The organism is Rhizorhabdus dicambivorans (genome assembly GCF_002355275.1).
Taxonomy (GTDB): Bacteria; Pseudomonadota; Alphaproteobacteria; order Sphingomonadales; family Sphingomonadaceae; genus Rhizorhabdus; species Rhizorhabdus dicambivorans.
The window spans coordinates 2158516-2172622 of record NZ_CP023449.1 but is presented as its reverse complement, the minus strand read 5'-3'; the positions used below and the strand labels follow the sequence as shown (position 1 = coordinate 2172622).

Genomic DNA, 14107 nt, shown 5'->3' with positions numbered 1-14107 from the left:
CCAGAGTTTCCCACGATGCGGGATAAAGTCGCGTGACCTACGGCCGGGCATCAGTTGACCCCGAGCGACGCAAGAAACGCTTCAGCATTCCCGGAAAATACATCGTCCAGGACGTCCGAGGATAAGCCCAGTTCGCGCCACTCATTTACGAGCCGCTCATGGCTGAGCATGGGATAATCGACCGCAAAGAATGTCTTCTTGCGCAGCCGCTTGCCGATCTCACGCTTGAGTTCCTCCGAGTAGTAGCGGGGCGACCAGCCGTGAAGCTCCATCCAGACATTGGCCTTGTGCAAGGCGATCGCGATCATCTCGGATTGCCAAGGCCAAGCCACTCGAGCAGCAATCACGTTCAGAGCAGGGTATCGGGCGGCGATGCGATCAACGTGGCGGGGATGGCAATCCTCAAGCAGGAGACCCCCGCCGCCCCGCACGCCGACGCCCGAGGCCGACATGCCTGTAAGCATCAACACCGGTCGGTTGGCTTCGATGCACAAATTGATGCAATTCTCCCACGCCGGGCTGTCCGGAAGCCCGGCTCTGGAGAATGGATGAAGTCCCATACCGATCAGGCCAGGCCCCTCGCTCAGACAACGTTCCAGTTCCTTCACATGTCCCGGCTGTGTCGGATCGATGGTGATCCAGTTGCCGAGAACCACATCGGGATATTTGCGAGCATAGTCGAATGCGTAATCGTGTTGATCTCGCACCGCGCCGACATCCATCTTGTAGGTATAGGCAAAATCCAGCATCACTTTGGCATTGGCCTGCCGGAACTGAGCTGCCTGCTCTTCCTCGCTGACAAACTTCATGTCCCACTTGAAGTAACTGCGCGTGCCCTCTCGAGCTTCCGGATTGTCGAACGGGCTTCCTTTCCAACCCTGCTCGGTGCCCCAGTGGGAGTGAAAGTCAAAAACGCGCGGAGGATTGGTGCCCATGGGCCGTCCTTTCATATATCTACCGCCGGATGATCTCTGATCCCGTCCCGGCGAATTCGGGGAGGCGCACCGTCTGAAGCACGATCCTCGGATGGCGACGAGAGCCGCGGCCCGGGCTGATCAGACCGGCGCTTCTTCGCCCTTCGCTGCCGCTGTGCGGCGACGCTCCACCTCGACGGCCAACTCTCGTTTGACAACCTTGCCGGTAGGGCCGATCGGAAAAGCCGAGAAAATCTCGAGATGTTGGGGAAGTTTATACTTTGCCACCTCAGACTTCATAAAATCGATGGCGTCCTGCAAGCTGATATCGGCGCCATCCTTCGTTATGATGCAAGCACAGACATTCTCGCCGTAATAATCGTCGGGAATGCCTATCATCGCGACGTCGGCGACCTTCGGATGCTTGATCAGTATTTCTTCGAGTTCGCGCGGCCATATGTTCGCCCCGCCATGAATTATCATATCCTTGGATCGACCCGAGATGGTAAGCCTGCCTGCATGATCGATATAGCCGCGGTCTCCGGATCGGAACCAACCGTCCGAGGTCCAGCTTTCGACGTTCTTGGCAGGATTCCGGTAATAACCGACCATGATGGTGGGACCGGATTTCACGATCTCGCCCTCTGTTCCGACCGGCACGTCGCGATCGTCCGGGCCAAGAATCCGGACTTCCATAAAGGGGTAAGGCCGGCCGACCGTACCGACCCACTCCTGATAGGGTTCCGCCCCGTCCGTGCTCGAGGTCAAACCTACCTCGAGCATCCCGTAAATATCGATAACCGGGCAGCCCAGCCGCTCATTCGCCTCCTTGAGCACTTTCACCAGTGTGGATTGTCCTCCGGTGTGTACCAGGCGCAAACTGGAAAGATCTCTATCGTTGAGGCTTTTCTCGTTAAGGATTGCGACGAGGGCGGTAGGCGGGGTCGTAAATGTCGTGATCTTGTATTTTTCAATCAGGTCCAAGGTGATAGTGGGATTGAATCTCTCCATGAAGATGGCGCGCGCGCCGGCGAGAGCGGCGCAAACCACCGTAGCAAACCCCATATTCAGACCGACGGGCATCAACACCAAAACATTGGCATCGCGGTCGATCTTGAGCAACTCCGCTGCGTGCTCGAGACAAAACAACGTCGTGTTTGTCGTATGCATCACCGCCTTGGGCTCACCAGTGGTGCCGGAGGTGAACGCTATCCGCATGACCTCGTTAGCATCTCTGGGATGGTTGGGTTCGGGGTCCGCTGCGTCGCGCTCTTCTCGGAGCTGGTCGAGCGTAACCCAACCGTCTCCAACAGGCTTCGCCGGCGCCGCGCCCAACGGAACGACGACCGTGTTCACCAACTGAGGAAGGCGATCCCGAAGACCATCGATCATCTCGGGAAAGTCGAAATCCCGGAACCGATCCGGCACCACGAGCGTGTGCGCTTCCGAGAAACGGAGGATGAACTCGACCTCGCCCGCGCGATAGTCCGGGGGATACTGGCAGAAGACGGCACCCAGGCGAACGACCGCGGCCAGCATGAATACGAACTCGACCCGGTTCGGAAGCTGCACGGCGACCACATCTCCCGCCCGAACCCCGCGACGCGAAAGCCCGGAGGCGACTTCGCCGCTGATCCGCCACAGGTCGCTCCATGTCACTTGTGAACGGCCGTCGCTGTAGGCGATCTTGTCTGGAATCTCCTTGGCATTTTGATCGAACACATCGGCCAGCGTTCTCTCGGTCCAATAGCCGGCAGCGGTATACTTCTCGATCATTTCCGGCGTGAGGATTGTATCGTTACGAGTGATCGCCATCAGTAACCTCTCCTTTGAGTTCCCGCCGCTTAAGCGATACCGCGAGAGCTGGATTCCAAGCGAAGCGCGGGCCCGCCGGCGTCGAAGCCGTCCTCCTCGGCCGGGCTCGATCTCTGCGCCTCAATTCGCTCACCCGGTCATCAACCGAGATGAAGTCAAGGCGGGGCATGGCCCGAGGACTGCAGTCAAAGCGACGGATGCACCAGGAATTTGCTGCCGGTTGACTTCTTCGTATATTCTTTTGCAAAATCAGGATTAACGACGTCGTTGAGAGAAAGTGTTCCTTTGTAACTGCTGGCAAAGGTTGTGGATAATTCTCGAACGATCCTATTCTTTAACGAAAGTGTCGTTTCCTCTCCGAATTTTTGCAGGGCGTTCAACACCAAATATCTGCCGACCATCCAAGAAGATCCATAGGTTCGCGTCAGAACTGTTGGTTCAGGATTGAGCGAGCCATAAATATAGACTTGCTTCAGAATCGCTGTTCCGTAGCGGCTAAATGCAGTCTGGCTTGCGCCAAGGGCGTCTTCCATTGCGCGAAGAATGGTATCCGCCATCGATCCTCCGGCAACGGCGTCAAATGCCAATGTCGCCCCCGTCGCGGTGATGGCCGCCTTCAGATCCTGAAAGAATGTTTGGGCACTCGAATTAACGATATATTTGGCGCCGATCGACCGCAAGGTTTTGATCTGCTCCTCGGAACGGACGACATTTACGAGCGGGATACCATCGTTGATGCAGATGCGATTCAGCATCTGGCCCAAATTTGAAGCCGCCGCCGTGTGAACAAGAGCTTCGTGCCCCTCGCGGCGCATGGTTTCGATCATGGACAGAGCGGTCAACGGGTTCACATACATCGAGGCGCCGTCTTTGGCGCTCGTGCCGGTTGGAAGAACGGTGCATGCACCAGCGTTCACACGCCGAAAGCCGGCATACATTCCCCCGCTCATGGTGCTGACGGTCTTTCCGATCAAATCGACGGCATTTTCCCCCGCTCCAACAACCGTACCGGCTCCCTCAGTTCCGACGGGCAACGACTTGCCGATTCTCGATCTCAACTCCAGCGAACTCATGTGCTCGGGAGGGATCGGCGCGCGCAAGCCCGGACGCCCATTGTGCGAGATAGCCGCCATCTCTGCCAAGTCCGCTGGTCCCAGAAGGAGGCCGATGTCCGTCGGATTCATTGAGCTGGCCTCAACCCGGATGACGACCTCGTCGGGCGAGATGTCTCCAATAGACTCCTCTTCCAAGGTGAGAAGCAGTTCGCCCTCTGGGGTGATCAATGTGCGAAGACCCACCGATGTGAACTTTTCGCCGTCCATTGCAATTGTTCCTCTCAATCAGATCATTTGGCTGCGAGTGAGCCGCGGGCAATAAAGCCAAGGCAAACCTATATGAGGTTCTTACTTATACCTCCGTCGACGGCCAGCGTCGTTCCCGTAACATAGGAGGCGAGCGGCGATGCCAAGAACGTAGCCACGGCGGCGATCTCCGCAGGGTCGCCTTTTCGCCCGAGCGGAATTGATTTGAGAGCCTCTTGCAATTCGCTGTTGCCGGGCCCGCTGCTGACCGGCCCGTCAACAAGATCAGCACGGGCGGTGTCGATCAGACCGGGGCACAGAGTATTTACCCGAATATTCTTGGGCCCGAGTTCCAGAGACAATGTCTTGGCGATGCCAAGCACCCCGGCCCAGGTAGAGACCGACAGTCCAAAATTGGGCATCGGCTGGAGTGTACACAGCGCGGTTATATTCACGATGCTTCCACCGCCGCGCGCGGCCATCGCTGGAACAACGCCTCTTATCATTCGAACCACGCTTAGGAGGTTCTGCTCGAAGGCGCGGCTCCAGCGCAAATCGTCGAAATCGAGCGCCGCTCCAAGTGGGGGCGCCCCGCCGTTGTTCACGAGGATGTCGGCTCCACCACACTCATGCACGGCCGCCAGGATAGTGTCGCAGCCATCGGCCATGCGGAGATCCCCGACCACCGCTCGAACCTTGCGGCCGGTTTCCATGCTGATCTGTTCAGCCGCACTGATCAGCGCGGCTTCCTTTCGCGCGCTGATGAGGAGATCGGCCCCCTCTGCGGCGAGACGACGTGCGATCGCAAAACCGATACCCTGGCTCGCACCGTTAACGACCGCCGTTTTTCCCAGTAGCTGCAGATCCATTTCCCTCCCCTGCGTCACATTAAGCGCTGTGCAATCTGGCAATATTCGAGATTGCCGATTTGCGCCCGAGCCTGACGGACAACGGGCACATGATAGCAGTCCCGCCACCGTTATATTGACCTATGAATATTATTATCTGACTATGAAGTCAATATCCTAAACGAGCAGATCTGGCGACGCAGGGGCCTTCGTGTGCTTGACCCCTGCCCGCACCGATCCGGGCATCGAAACCACCTCGGCAACGTGTCTGACATCTCCCGATCGGTGACCAGATTCGCGCAGATGTGGATGCCGGGGGCCTATATTGCGTCGGCGAGCCGGCGAAGGCAGACCGGTGCTACCGCAGGCCAGCCAGGCCTCACCGATCCGCAGGATGCCCGGAATATTTTGCCAATATGGCCTGGATTGAAAACGGCCGGGCAGGCTATGCTATTGACGTGGAAGTATCATATATTTACCCCGACAATCAGCATATTCTGCAATCAAAAGGTAGCCCATGCCTCGCTGGGAAAACGGCTTTCAGACAAATGAAGAAATTCAGGCGTACAAGCGCTATGCGGTGATCCGTGAGGCAGCGCGGATCATATCGCGGCAGGGCTTCCACAATACCTCACTTGATGCTGTCGCCAAGGTACTGGGCATCTCGAAGGGGACGCTCTACAACTACGTCAAGGACAAGCAGGAAATCCTGTTTGAATGCCACAAGATCTCACTCGATCTTGGCGAATATGCTGCGCAGTTCGCCAGCGAAGCTGGGGGCCTGAGCATCGACAGGCTCCGTCTCCTCCTGAGATGCTTCATCATATGGATGTACGGGCAGGCTGGCGTCGGGGGCCTCACCTTCGATGTGAATGCGCTTCGCGCGGAGGATCGCGCCGTCGTGGTGGCGAGACGCGATGCGATGGAGGCTACGCTTGTCGGCCTCTTGAAGGAAGGTGTCGAAGATGGGAGCCTCCGCGCCGGTGATCCCAAAATCACGGTTTATGCCATCATGAGCGCGATCAACGGCATCTCGTCCTGGTATTCGCCCGATGGTCGCGTGAGCATCGAAGATATCGCGGACCAGATGCTGGACCTGCTGACGCACTCGCTCGCAACGCGCCCGGAAAAGCTGGCACCCTACCCGCCTGTTCCGGCCTATCCGATGCAGGCGGCCCCTTTGGGACTTCTCAGCCGAGGCACTGTCGCGACCAATCGGGTTGAAAAGCCCGCGCCCCTCGGAAAGAAGGCCCTCCCCCCCCGAAAAACGGTGGCGCTACCATCGAAACGCAAGGCACGAAATGCCGGCGCCGATGCCTAGCTGATCGAATCCAACGCCTGGTGGCCGAACCCGTGCGGCTGCGACCGCGCGACCGCCAGATGCGCTGGCCCGGCCATGGGAAGGCCAGGCCCGCTTCTACCAAGGGGCTGCAGACGGCCTGATCATCTCGCGGCGCAACTCGCCCAGACTGCTCGCACCGCCCAGGATCATGCACTGCTCGAATTCCTCTCGCAGCAGAGTGATCGCGCGCTCCACGCCGCGACTGCCTCCCGCAGCGAGACCGTACAGATATGGTCGGCCGATCGAACAGGCGTCGGCACCTAAAGCCAGCGCCTTGAAGATATGCGAACCTCGCCGAATGCCGCCATCGCATATGATCTTTATGCGTCCGTCCAGAGTATCGGCGATAGGAGCGATCTGATCGAGTGGCGCAGCGGCGGACTCCAGCTGCCGCCCTCCATGATTGGATACCATGACCGTGTCAGCGCCTGCATCGGCCGCCCGTTTTGCGTCATCCGGGCGCAAAATGCCCTTTACAGCCAATGGACCACCCCAACGGGCTGCCAACCACTCCACGTCCTTCCAGGTCAGCGAGCGATCGAACTGGCCGCTGACATAATCCTGAAGCGAAATGGGGTCGCCGGACAGTGCCGCAACGCGATGAGCCACGTTGACGAAGTCGAACTTCCGCCCCAACAGCGCGGGAATGGACCAGCCGGGCCGCATGGCAAATCCCCAAAATCCTCGGGGAGTCAGCCGGGGCGGAAGGGAAAGGCCATTGACGATGTCACGCTCCCTCTTGCCGGCCACGAGCGTATCGACCGTCAGAACCAGACCATCGTAACCTTCGGCGCGCGCACGCTCGACGAACTCCTCGGTCAGCCCTCGATCTTTGAAGATATAGATCTGAAATAATTTCGGCGCAGAAAGCGCACGCCCGAATTCCTCGATCGTCGTGGTGCCGAGGGTGGACAGGCAATAGGGTATTCCGGCAGCGGACGCCGCCTGGGCCACCGCGAGCTCCGCATCCTTGTGAAAGAGCCGCGTCAACCCCGTCGGTGCGAGCATCAGCGGAAACGGTATGCTGTGTCCGAAGATTTCGGTTTCCGTGCTGGTACGCGATACGTCTACCAGCATCCGGGGCAACAAATCGTACCGGTCGAAGGCGGAACTCGACCGACGCAGCGCCAGTTCGTCTTCGGCACCGCCATCCAGATAGTCGAATATAGGGCGCGGGAGGACAGCCCGAGCGCTTCCCTTCAGGGCTTCGATATTGTGCCAGCGGGTCATTGCCCCCCCCTCTCCTATAAGCCGTGAGACCAAGCCGAACGCGCCCCCCGCCCGTTCGTCGCAAAGCCGTGCGGAATCGCAAACCGATGCCCTGGTGCACGCCACATAGCGAGCGCCCGCCTTCACCAAGGCTGGGGGCCCGCTCTTGCTCCGGATGCGACTTCCGGAATTGTGCCGAGGGCTATCGATCTAGCCCGACAGCTCAAAACCGTCAATTAATTCTATTTTGAGATTAATATCATGACTTTTAGGTCAATATTCTGAGAGCCCGCAGAACCTATCTCACGTGCTGACACTAGTGCCTTGCGCGCGAGTTCCACAAGAGGCGGCGCTCGGCATAGCCATTTCGGACGATGCCCAGTGTCACGACATTAAAACCGCCTATTGACTTTAAAGTCAGAAATTAATACTCCATGGACAAATCAAGTGCATCGAATGGGTATTCAGCCACGAAATGCGCAACATGAGGATGTTCCGATGGCGATCCGCACATGCTCCCGCGCACCGAGTCGTTTTAGAGAAGCTACTCGAGCGCCGCATGATATCGCGATGTCATGGGACAAATCATGATGCTCGTCCGACGACGCTCCAAATATAGGTCCCGAATATAAATCGGGACAGCCATCCTCTAATAATTCTGGATTACCTTATCATCGCAACAATTATTTTAAGGGCATGGTAAACATTGCCCATAAGAGGGGAGTAAACGGATGTCGAGGTTTTCAACCATGCTATTGTCCGCCATATCGCTGCCGACGCTGGCGAGCGCGGCCATCGCTGCGGCGCCACCCTCCGAAGGTCCGGCGGCCACGCCCGACGTTGCTCCGAGCTCGGCGTCCGACGGTATCTCGGACATCATCGTCACCGCGCAAAAACGCTCCGACCGGCTCAGCGAAGTGCCCCTGTCCATCAACGCCGCCACCGGCGAGCAGCTGAGGACGGCGGGCATCACGGGCGCAGCGGACCTCGTCAAAATCGTTCCCGGCTTCACAACGGTGAACACAGCTTTCGGCAATCCGGTCTATTTCATCCGCGGTATCGGCTTCAACGACAGCACGTTGGGCGTATCTCCCGCCGTGTCGATCTACATGGATCAGCAGCCGCTGTCCTTTTCGCCGATGTCGCGCGGCTCGGTGCTCGACCTGGAGCGCGTCGAGGTGCTGAAGGGTCCGCAGGGGACATTGTTCGGGCAGAATTCGACCGGCGGCGCGATCAATTTCATCGCGGCCAAACCGACGCAGACATTGAAGGCGGGCGCCGATTTTACCTATGGCCGCTTCGGCCAGGCCGATGGCGAAGCATATATCAGCGGCCCGGTCAGCGACATGCTGGCTTTCAGGGTCGCTGCGCGGACGGAAAATCGGAGCGATTGGCAGAAAGGCTATCTCAACAACGAACGACTGGGCGACAAGCGCTTCCTGAACGGTCGCATTTCAGCGTTCTGGACGCCATCGGACAGGGTGAGCCTTCTGCTGACTGCCAATGGCTGGCGGGATCGATCGGACGCGCAGCAGCCCCAATTCGTAAAATATACCCCCGCAAGGACCGGCCCGACGGCACGCGTCGTACCCTTCCCCGTCGCCACCTTCCCGGCGGCGCCGCATGATGCCCGCCTAGCTGCCTGGCCGCTTGATTTCAACTATCGTCTTGATAACTGGATGTATTCCTTCGCGGGAGATTTTGAGTTCGATCTGACGGAAAATATACATCTGGCATCACTGACATCTTACGTCAAATATCACCAAAGCATTCCGATCAACTATGGCGGAACGAATTTTGCCAATGCCTTTTCCCTGGATGTCGGCGACATCTCAACATTTTCACAAGAGCTCAGGATCAGCGGCGATGTCGGCAGCCGTATCAAGTGGATGCTGGGAGGTACTTATAAGCGCGATCATGTCCACGAGATCCAGTACGCCTCGCCACTGATCACGTCGAGCGCGATCCTCGCAGGCCGGCTCATAAACGGCTATATCGATACGAACGATCAGCGTATCAAATCACGCGGCGTGTTCGGCAGCGTGGATTTCAAGCTCACCGATCAGCTGACGCTTCAGGGTTCGATGCGATATACGAAGGAAGACAGGCGCTATATCGGCTGTGTCAGCGATACCGGCGCAGGCGACCTGGCGGCGGCGGCCAATAACGCCTTGCGGACGAACATCGCTCCGGGCGGGTGTGTTGCCATATCCAGCTCGGGCCAGGGGCTCCAGATCATCAACAATTCACTCGATCAGGACAATGTATCCTACAGGGCGAGCCTGAACTGGAAGCCGAGCAGCACCATGCTGGTTTATGCCAATGTGACGAAGGGATATAAGTCAGGCAGCTTTCCGACCATCTTCGGCGTATTCGCAACGCAGAAGGATCCGATCGGCCAGGAATCCGTGCTTGCTTATGAGCTGGGCGCGAAGCTCAGGCTCGCCCGCAAGATCGACATCACCGGCGCCGCCTTCTATTATGATTACGGCGACAAGCAACTCCTGGGCGCGAAGAAGGACTTGATCTTCGGCGTCCTGCCCGCGCTGGTGTCCATCCCGAAAAGCCGCGTGGCTGGCGCGGAAGCCTCTCTCTCTGCGGGCCCCTTTTCGGGACTGAGCTTCGCACTGAACGGCACCTATGTCTCCACCAGGGTTCAGAGGAATCCGGTTCAACCGACCGGGCCGTTCGGAGATGCCGGCAACTTCGTCGGCGAGGCGTTCCCGCTGACACCGAAGTGGCAGGGCACGGCCAGCGTCGATTATCACTTTGCCCTCAACGAGCGGCTGAATGGCTATGGCGGCGCCAGCGTGACCGGTCGGACGAGCACGTTCAATGCGTTGCTGGCCCGCACGGCGGCCGCGGCGCTCAACGAGGCGACCTATCATGTTCCCGGCTATATCTTGCTGGATCTGCGGGTCGGGATCGAAGCAGCCGACCGGCTTTGGTCTGTCGAACTGTGGGGACGCAACGTCACCGATCGATATTATACGACGGGCACGAAGAAAGTAGCGGATTTCGTCACGAGCTTCGCCGGAATGCCCGCCTCATATGGCGTGACCGCCCGCTTCAGGATGTAGCATCGTCGCTGCACCTGCGCGCAAGTGATCGGGCTTCGTTGTCATCGCAGCGAAGCCCGATGCTTGTCACGGTGGCAAGGGTGATCCCGAATATCTTTTCGATGCTGGATGTTTGAACTGGCAGTGTCTCACGCCTGTTCCGCGCTCAATGCACGATCGGCGAAGTAACGCGATGGCGTGGTCCCGAGAGCCTTCTTGAACATGACGATGAAGGCCGTCGGGGATTCATACCCCAAGTCGCCCGCCACCTGCTGGACCGTCGCACCGCCGGCCAGTTCCCGCAGCGCGATGACCAGATGGAGCTGACGCCGCCAACGGCCGAAGCTCAATCCTGTCTCCTGGATCATGAGCCTCTTCAACGATCGCTCACTGACGGCGACATGCTCGGCCCATTGGCCGAGGGTTCGGCGGTCGCTCGGATCCGCCAAAAGAGCCGCGGCGATCGAGGCGATCTTTGGATGGTCGGATATGGGTAGCTCCAGCCCACCTCGCCGCATCAGCGCCAGCTCATCGAGCATGACCCGCATGAGCCGATCGACATGCGCGTCACGCGCATCATTTTCCGACAGCTCCGCCACCCGAAGTATCATCTCCCGAAGCATCGGCGATATCGAGAGCGTACAGCACTCCGCCGGAAGCATGGCCGCGCCGGGCTCGACGAACAGATATGTCAGACGAGCATTGGAGGTGACCCGATTGCTGTGAGGAACGCCGCCGGGTATCCAAAATCCGCAGTCCGGCGGAACGATCCAGACCCCATTTTCCGCTCTGCAGGTAACCGCGCCATGCAGCGCCAGGATCAGTTGACCCTGCCGATGCTGGTGCTGAATCCCCTCGGCTTCGTAATCGGCAAAGTCCATCCTGATTGCCATCGCCGGCGCATGCGAGAGGCTCAGATCGATGGCCGTACTGCACGGCGGTGGTTCGCTCGAAGGTTGGCCCGATTTCGAGATCATATGGCATTATCTCCAATTTTACTCATGGGGCAATCCTCTAGAATCCTGGTTCAGCAACTTCAGGAGATGAACATGCGTGTCGCCGTGGTTGGCGCGACCGGCAGGATCGGCGCCAAGCTTACCGAGAACCTCTTGGCCAAAGGCCATTCCATCAAAGCTCTTTCGAGAGGAGGGCCTGCCCTCGATGCGCTTGTCGCGAAAGGAGCGGAACCGTTCATTGGCAGTTTCGACACAGGCGCCGGAGAACTGGACAGGTTCTTCGAAGATGCCGACGCTGCGTTCCTGATGGTCAAGACTATTTGGGAGGCGGAGGACCTTCACGGGCATTACCCTGCGGTGGCGCTTCGGTTTTTCGACGCACTCCGGGATTCCCCGGTGAAATTTGCCGTGAGCCTGACCGGAATGGGATCCGATGTCAGCGGAAACACCGGCCATTTCCAGCCCTTCCATATCCTCGATCAGATCCTCAACCGACTGCGCGACATCAATCTGGTGCACCTGCAGGGGGGCTGGTTCATGGAGAATCTGTTCGGGTGGATCGACTCGATCGCGCAGTACGACAGAATCGGCTGGTCGCTAGACCCCAACGTCAAAACGCCTTGGGTTGCCATTCAGGACATCGCGGACCTCGCGGCAAAAGAGTTCGACTCGCCAGCCGACCAGCACCGATCCGTGAGGCAACTGGGCATCGACTACACCATGACCGAGATCGCCGCGATCATCGGACGGGTACTTGGCAGAGAGGTGGACTATCGCTTCGTCGACAGAAGCGATCGCGAGGTCGAGATGGTATATCGCGAGAGGTTCGGAACCCTGGAGCGCTGGGTCTATGATAACAACACCCTGGCGGCTCTCAACGATGGGCGTGTTGCGTTTCAGGATGATCGCCCTGCGCTGCGCACGACAATGGAAGAATTCGCCAAAAACACCCTCAAGCCGCTGATCGAGAAGGCACGGACGAACGGCGTCAAGCCGGAGACCTTTCTAACGTGGAGCTCACGATGATGTTGCCAGGTTAGCGAAATCGACGTGTACAGCCACTTGCGCCATGCCGGCCAAACTGGTCGCGCTGTCCTTCGGTGCGCCGATATTTGGCGAGGATGTCGATTCCCTCATCGCTATCGGCAATTATCTGCCAACGAGAAAGCGCGCCTTCGTGAGCTTGGTCGCCGAAAAAGCAGTGCCGGGATGGATGTCGATGGGCACACCGTAGACGCGCCCCCGTCACATCCAGGATTGGCGCCGCCAGCTGTGATTCTCACCAGCTTGCGCGTCCGAACAGCGTTCATGATGACCGTCCGTCTCCCATTCCTTGAGAGCAGCTGGCTTATTCCGAGAAAGGGACTCGGCCGGACCGAATATTGCCCCCCCCGGGACTGCCGGAGGCTATTTGGTTTAAATTATGCGGCCATGGGGACATCGTCCAGCATGGCGTAGTAGCGCTCCTCGGCTTCGGCGGGCGGGATGTTCCCGATAGGCTCGAGCAGCCTTTGGTTGTTGAACCAGTCCACCCATTCGAGTGTGGCGTACTCGACGGCCTCGAAGGACCGCCACGGGCCACGCCGGTGGAACACCTCGGCCTTGTAAAGCCCGTTGATCGTCTCAGCCAAGGCGTTGTCGTAGCTGTCGCCGACGCTGCCGACCGACGGCTCGATCCCGGCCTCGGTAAGGCGCTCGGTGTACTTGATGGACACATATTGGCTGCCGCGGTCGCTGTGGTGGATGAGGCCACCACGATGGGCAGGGCGCCGTTCGTGGATAGCCTGCTCCAGGGCATCCAGCACGAAGCTGGCGTGGGCTGTCCTGCTGACCCGCCAGCCCACGATGTAGCGGGCGTAGACGTCGATCACGAAGGCGACATAGACGAAGCCGGCCCAGGTCGCGACGTAGGTGAAATCCGAGACCCACAGCATGTTCGGCGCCGGCGCATGGAATTGCCGGTTGACCTGGTCGAGCGGACAGGTGCTGCCTTGTCGCTCACCGTGGTGCGTATCGGCTTGCCCCGGATCACGCCTTGCAGGCCGAGATCGCGCATCAGCCGCTCGACCGTGCATCGGGCGATGTCGAAGCCTTCGCGCCGCATCTGCCGCCAGACCTTGCGGACACCGTAGGCACCAAAATTCTCAGCCAAGACCCGCACGACCTCCGGCTTCAGCGCCTGGTCTCGTCGAGCACGACCTGACAGCCGCGACGGGTAGCGGCGTTTGGCATCATGGTCATGATAGGTGGATGGGGCGATCGGCAGAACCCGGCAGATCGGCTCGACCCCATAATCTCCACGATGCTCGTCAATGAAGGCGGTCATCGCTTGAACGGGCGGTCGAGCTCCGCCTGGGCAAAATAAGCTGAGGCCTTGCGAAGGATCTCGTTCGCCTGCCGCAGTTCCCGGTTCTCGCGTTCCAGCGCCTTCAGCCGATCCGCCAACTCGGTCGGGACCCCGGCACGCCTGCTGCTGTCAACCTCCCCTTTCTTCACCCACTCGTTCAGCGTGTGCGCCGAACAGCCGATCTTCTCGGCGATCGAAACCAATGCCGCCCAGCGCGACGGATGCTCGCTCTCGTGCTCCAGCACCATCCGTACCGCACGAGCACGTACCTCCGGCGCAAACTTGTTCGTCGTCTCGCTCATCATAGCCCCTTTGG

10 protein-coding genes, 1 pseudogene and 1 other annotated feature are annotated in these 14107 nt (G+C 59.0%); of the genes and pseudogenes, 4 read left to right on the top strand and 7 right to left on the bottom strand.

From position 1 onward, the window contains the following. Window positions 1-50: 50 nt before the first annotated feature. The 4 genes from CMV14_RS10285 to CMV14_RS10270 all read right to left on the bottom strand — a co-directional run bounded on the left by CMV14_RS10285 (window position 51) and on the right by CMV14_RS10270 (window position 4899). The gene (locus CMV14_RS10285; protein WP_176489073.1) at window positions 51-935 is read right to left on the bottom strand and encodes an amidohydrolase family protein; all 885 of its coding nucleotides are present in this window, start codon (window positions 933-935) and stop codon (window positions 51-53) included. Between the two features lie 120 nt (window positions 936-1055). Further along, a complete protein-coding gene (locus CMV14_RS10280) occupies window positions 1056-2729 on the bottom strand; it encodes a class I adenylate-forming enzyme family protein (RefSeq protein WP_066964894.1) in 1674 nt (557 codons plus the stop codon). Between the two features lie 185 nt (window positions 2730-2914). Beyond that, a complete protein-coding gene (locus tag CMV14_RS10275) occupies window positions 2915-4051 on the bottom strand; it encodes an MDR/zinc-dependent alcohol dehydrogenase-like family protein (protein WP_066964890.1) in 1137 nt (378 codons plus the stop codon). Between the two features lie 68 nt (window positions 4052-4119). After that, a complete protein-coding gene (locus CMV14_RS10270) occupies window positions 4120-4899 on the bottom strand; it encodes an SDR family oxidoreductase (RefSeq protein WP_066964887.1) in 780 nt (259 codons plus the stop codon). A gap of 496 nt (window positions 4900-5395) precedes the next feature. Between CMV14_RS10270 and CMV14_RS10265 the strand changes: the two genes are divergently transcribed. After that, complete coding sequence (locus tag CMV14_RS10265; protein ID WP_066964884.1) at window positions 5396-6199, top strand: TetR/AcrR family transcriptional regulator; 804 nt, start codon at window positions 5396-5398, stop codon at window positions 6197-6199. Between the two features lie 96 nt (window positions 6200-6295). Here CMV14_RS10265 and CMV14_RS10260 read toward each other — a convergent pair whose 3' ends face one another. Next, window positions 6296-7450, bottom strand: coding sequence for an alpha-hydroxy acid oxidase (locus CMV14_RS10260; protein WP_066964881.1), 1155 nt, complete (start codon window positions 7448-7450; stop codon window positions 6296-6298). A gap of 710 nt (window positions 7451-8160) precedes the next feature. Between CMV14_RS10260 and CMV14_RS10255 the strand changes: the two genes are divergently transcribed. Continuing rightward, window positions 8161-10509 carry a TonB-dependent receptor gene (locus CMV14_RS10255; protein WP_066964879.1) on the top strand — a complete coding sequence of 783 codons (2349 nt, stop codon included), beginning with the start codon at window positions 8161-8163 and terminating at the stop codon, window positions 10507-10509. Between the two features lie 128 nt (window positions 10510-10637). Here CMV14_RS10255 and CMV14_RS10250 read toward each other — a convergent pair whose 3' ends face one another. Next, entirely contained in the window at window positions 10638-11465 is an 828-nt protein-coding gene (locus CMV14_RS10250) for an AraC family transcriptional regulator (RefSeq protein WP_066964876.1), read from the bottom strand. A 72-nt stretch (window positions 11466-11537) separates the two neighbouring features. Here CMV14_RS10250 and CMV14_RS10245 point away from each other — a divergent pair, with 72 nt between their 5' ends. Together CMV14_RS10245 and CMV14_RS26705 are read left to right on the top strand one after the other, a co-directional pair. Continuing rightward, window positions 11538-12470, top strand: a complete 933-nt coding sequence (locus CMV14_RS10245) for an NmrA family NAD(P)-binding protein (RefSeq protein WP_066965057.1) — start codon at window positions 11538-11540, stop codon at window positions 12468-12470. 43 nt (window positions 12471-12513) lie between these two features. After that, window positions 12514-12678: a hypothetical protein gene (locus CMV14_RS26705; protein WP_176489074.1), complete on the top strand. Its 165-nt coding sequence runs from the start codon at window positions 12514-12516 to the stop codon at window positions 12676-12678. A gap of 187 nt (window positions 12679-12865) precedes the next feature. Here the strand turns inward: CMV14_RS26705 and CMV14_RS10240 are convergent. Then, window positions 12866-14093, bottom strand: a pseudogene (locus tag CMV14_RS10240) (IS3 family transposase). Beyond that, window positions 13696-13812, bottom strand: a sequence feature (AL1L pseudoknot). (Overlaps the previous pseudogene by 117 nt.) Window positions 14094-14107 lie beyond the last annotated feature (14 nt).

Excerpts from the sequence above, each read along its gene's own strand:
- CMV14_RS10255 (WP_066964879.1), top strand. The coding sequence starts at position 8,161 with ATGTCGAGGTTTTCAACCATGCTATTGTCCGCCATATCGCTGCCGACG.
- CMV14_RS10245 (WP_066965057.1), top strand. The coding sequence starts at position 11,538 with ATGCGTGTCGCCGTGGTTGGCGCGACCGGCAGGATCGGCGCCAAGCTT.
- CMV14_RS10275 (WP_066964890.1), bottom strand. The coding sequence starts at position 4,051 with ATGGACGGCGAAAAGTTCACATCGGTGGGTCTTCGCACATTGATCACC.
- CMV14_RS10270 (WP_066964887.1), bottom strand. The coding sequence starts at position 4,899 with ATGGATCTGCAGCTACTGGGAAAAACGGCGGTCGTTAACGGTGCGAGC.
- CMV14_RS10285 (WP_176489073.1), bottom strand. The coding sequence starts at position 935 with ATGGGCACCAATCCTCCGCGCGTTTTTGACTTTCACTCCCACTGGGGC.
- CMV14_RS10250 (WP_066964876.1), bottom strand. The coding sequence starts at position 11,465 with ATGATCTCGAAATCGGGCCAACCTTCGAGCGAACCACCGCCGTGCAGT.
- CMV14_RS10280 (WP_066964894.1), bottom strand. The coding sequence starts at position 2,729 with ATGGCGATCACTCGTAACGATACAATCCTCACGCCGGAAATGATCGAG.
- CMV14_RS26705 (WP_176489074.1), top strand. The coding sequence starts at position 12,514 with ATGCCGGCCAAACTGGTCGCGCTGTCCTTCGGTGCGCCGATATTTGGC.
- CMV14_RS10260 (WP_066964881.1), bottom strand. The coding sequence starts at position 7,450 with ATGACCCGCTGGCACAATATCGAAGCCCTGAAGGGAAGCGCTCGGGCT.
- CMV14_RS10265 (WP_066964884.1), top strand. The coding sequence starts at position 5,396 with ATGCCTCGCTGGGAAAACGGCTTTCAGACAAATGAAGAAATTCAGGCG.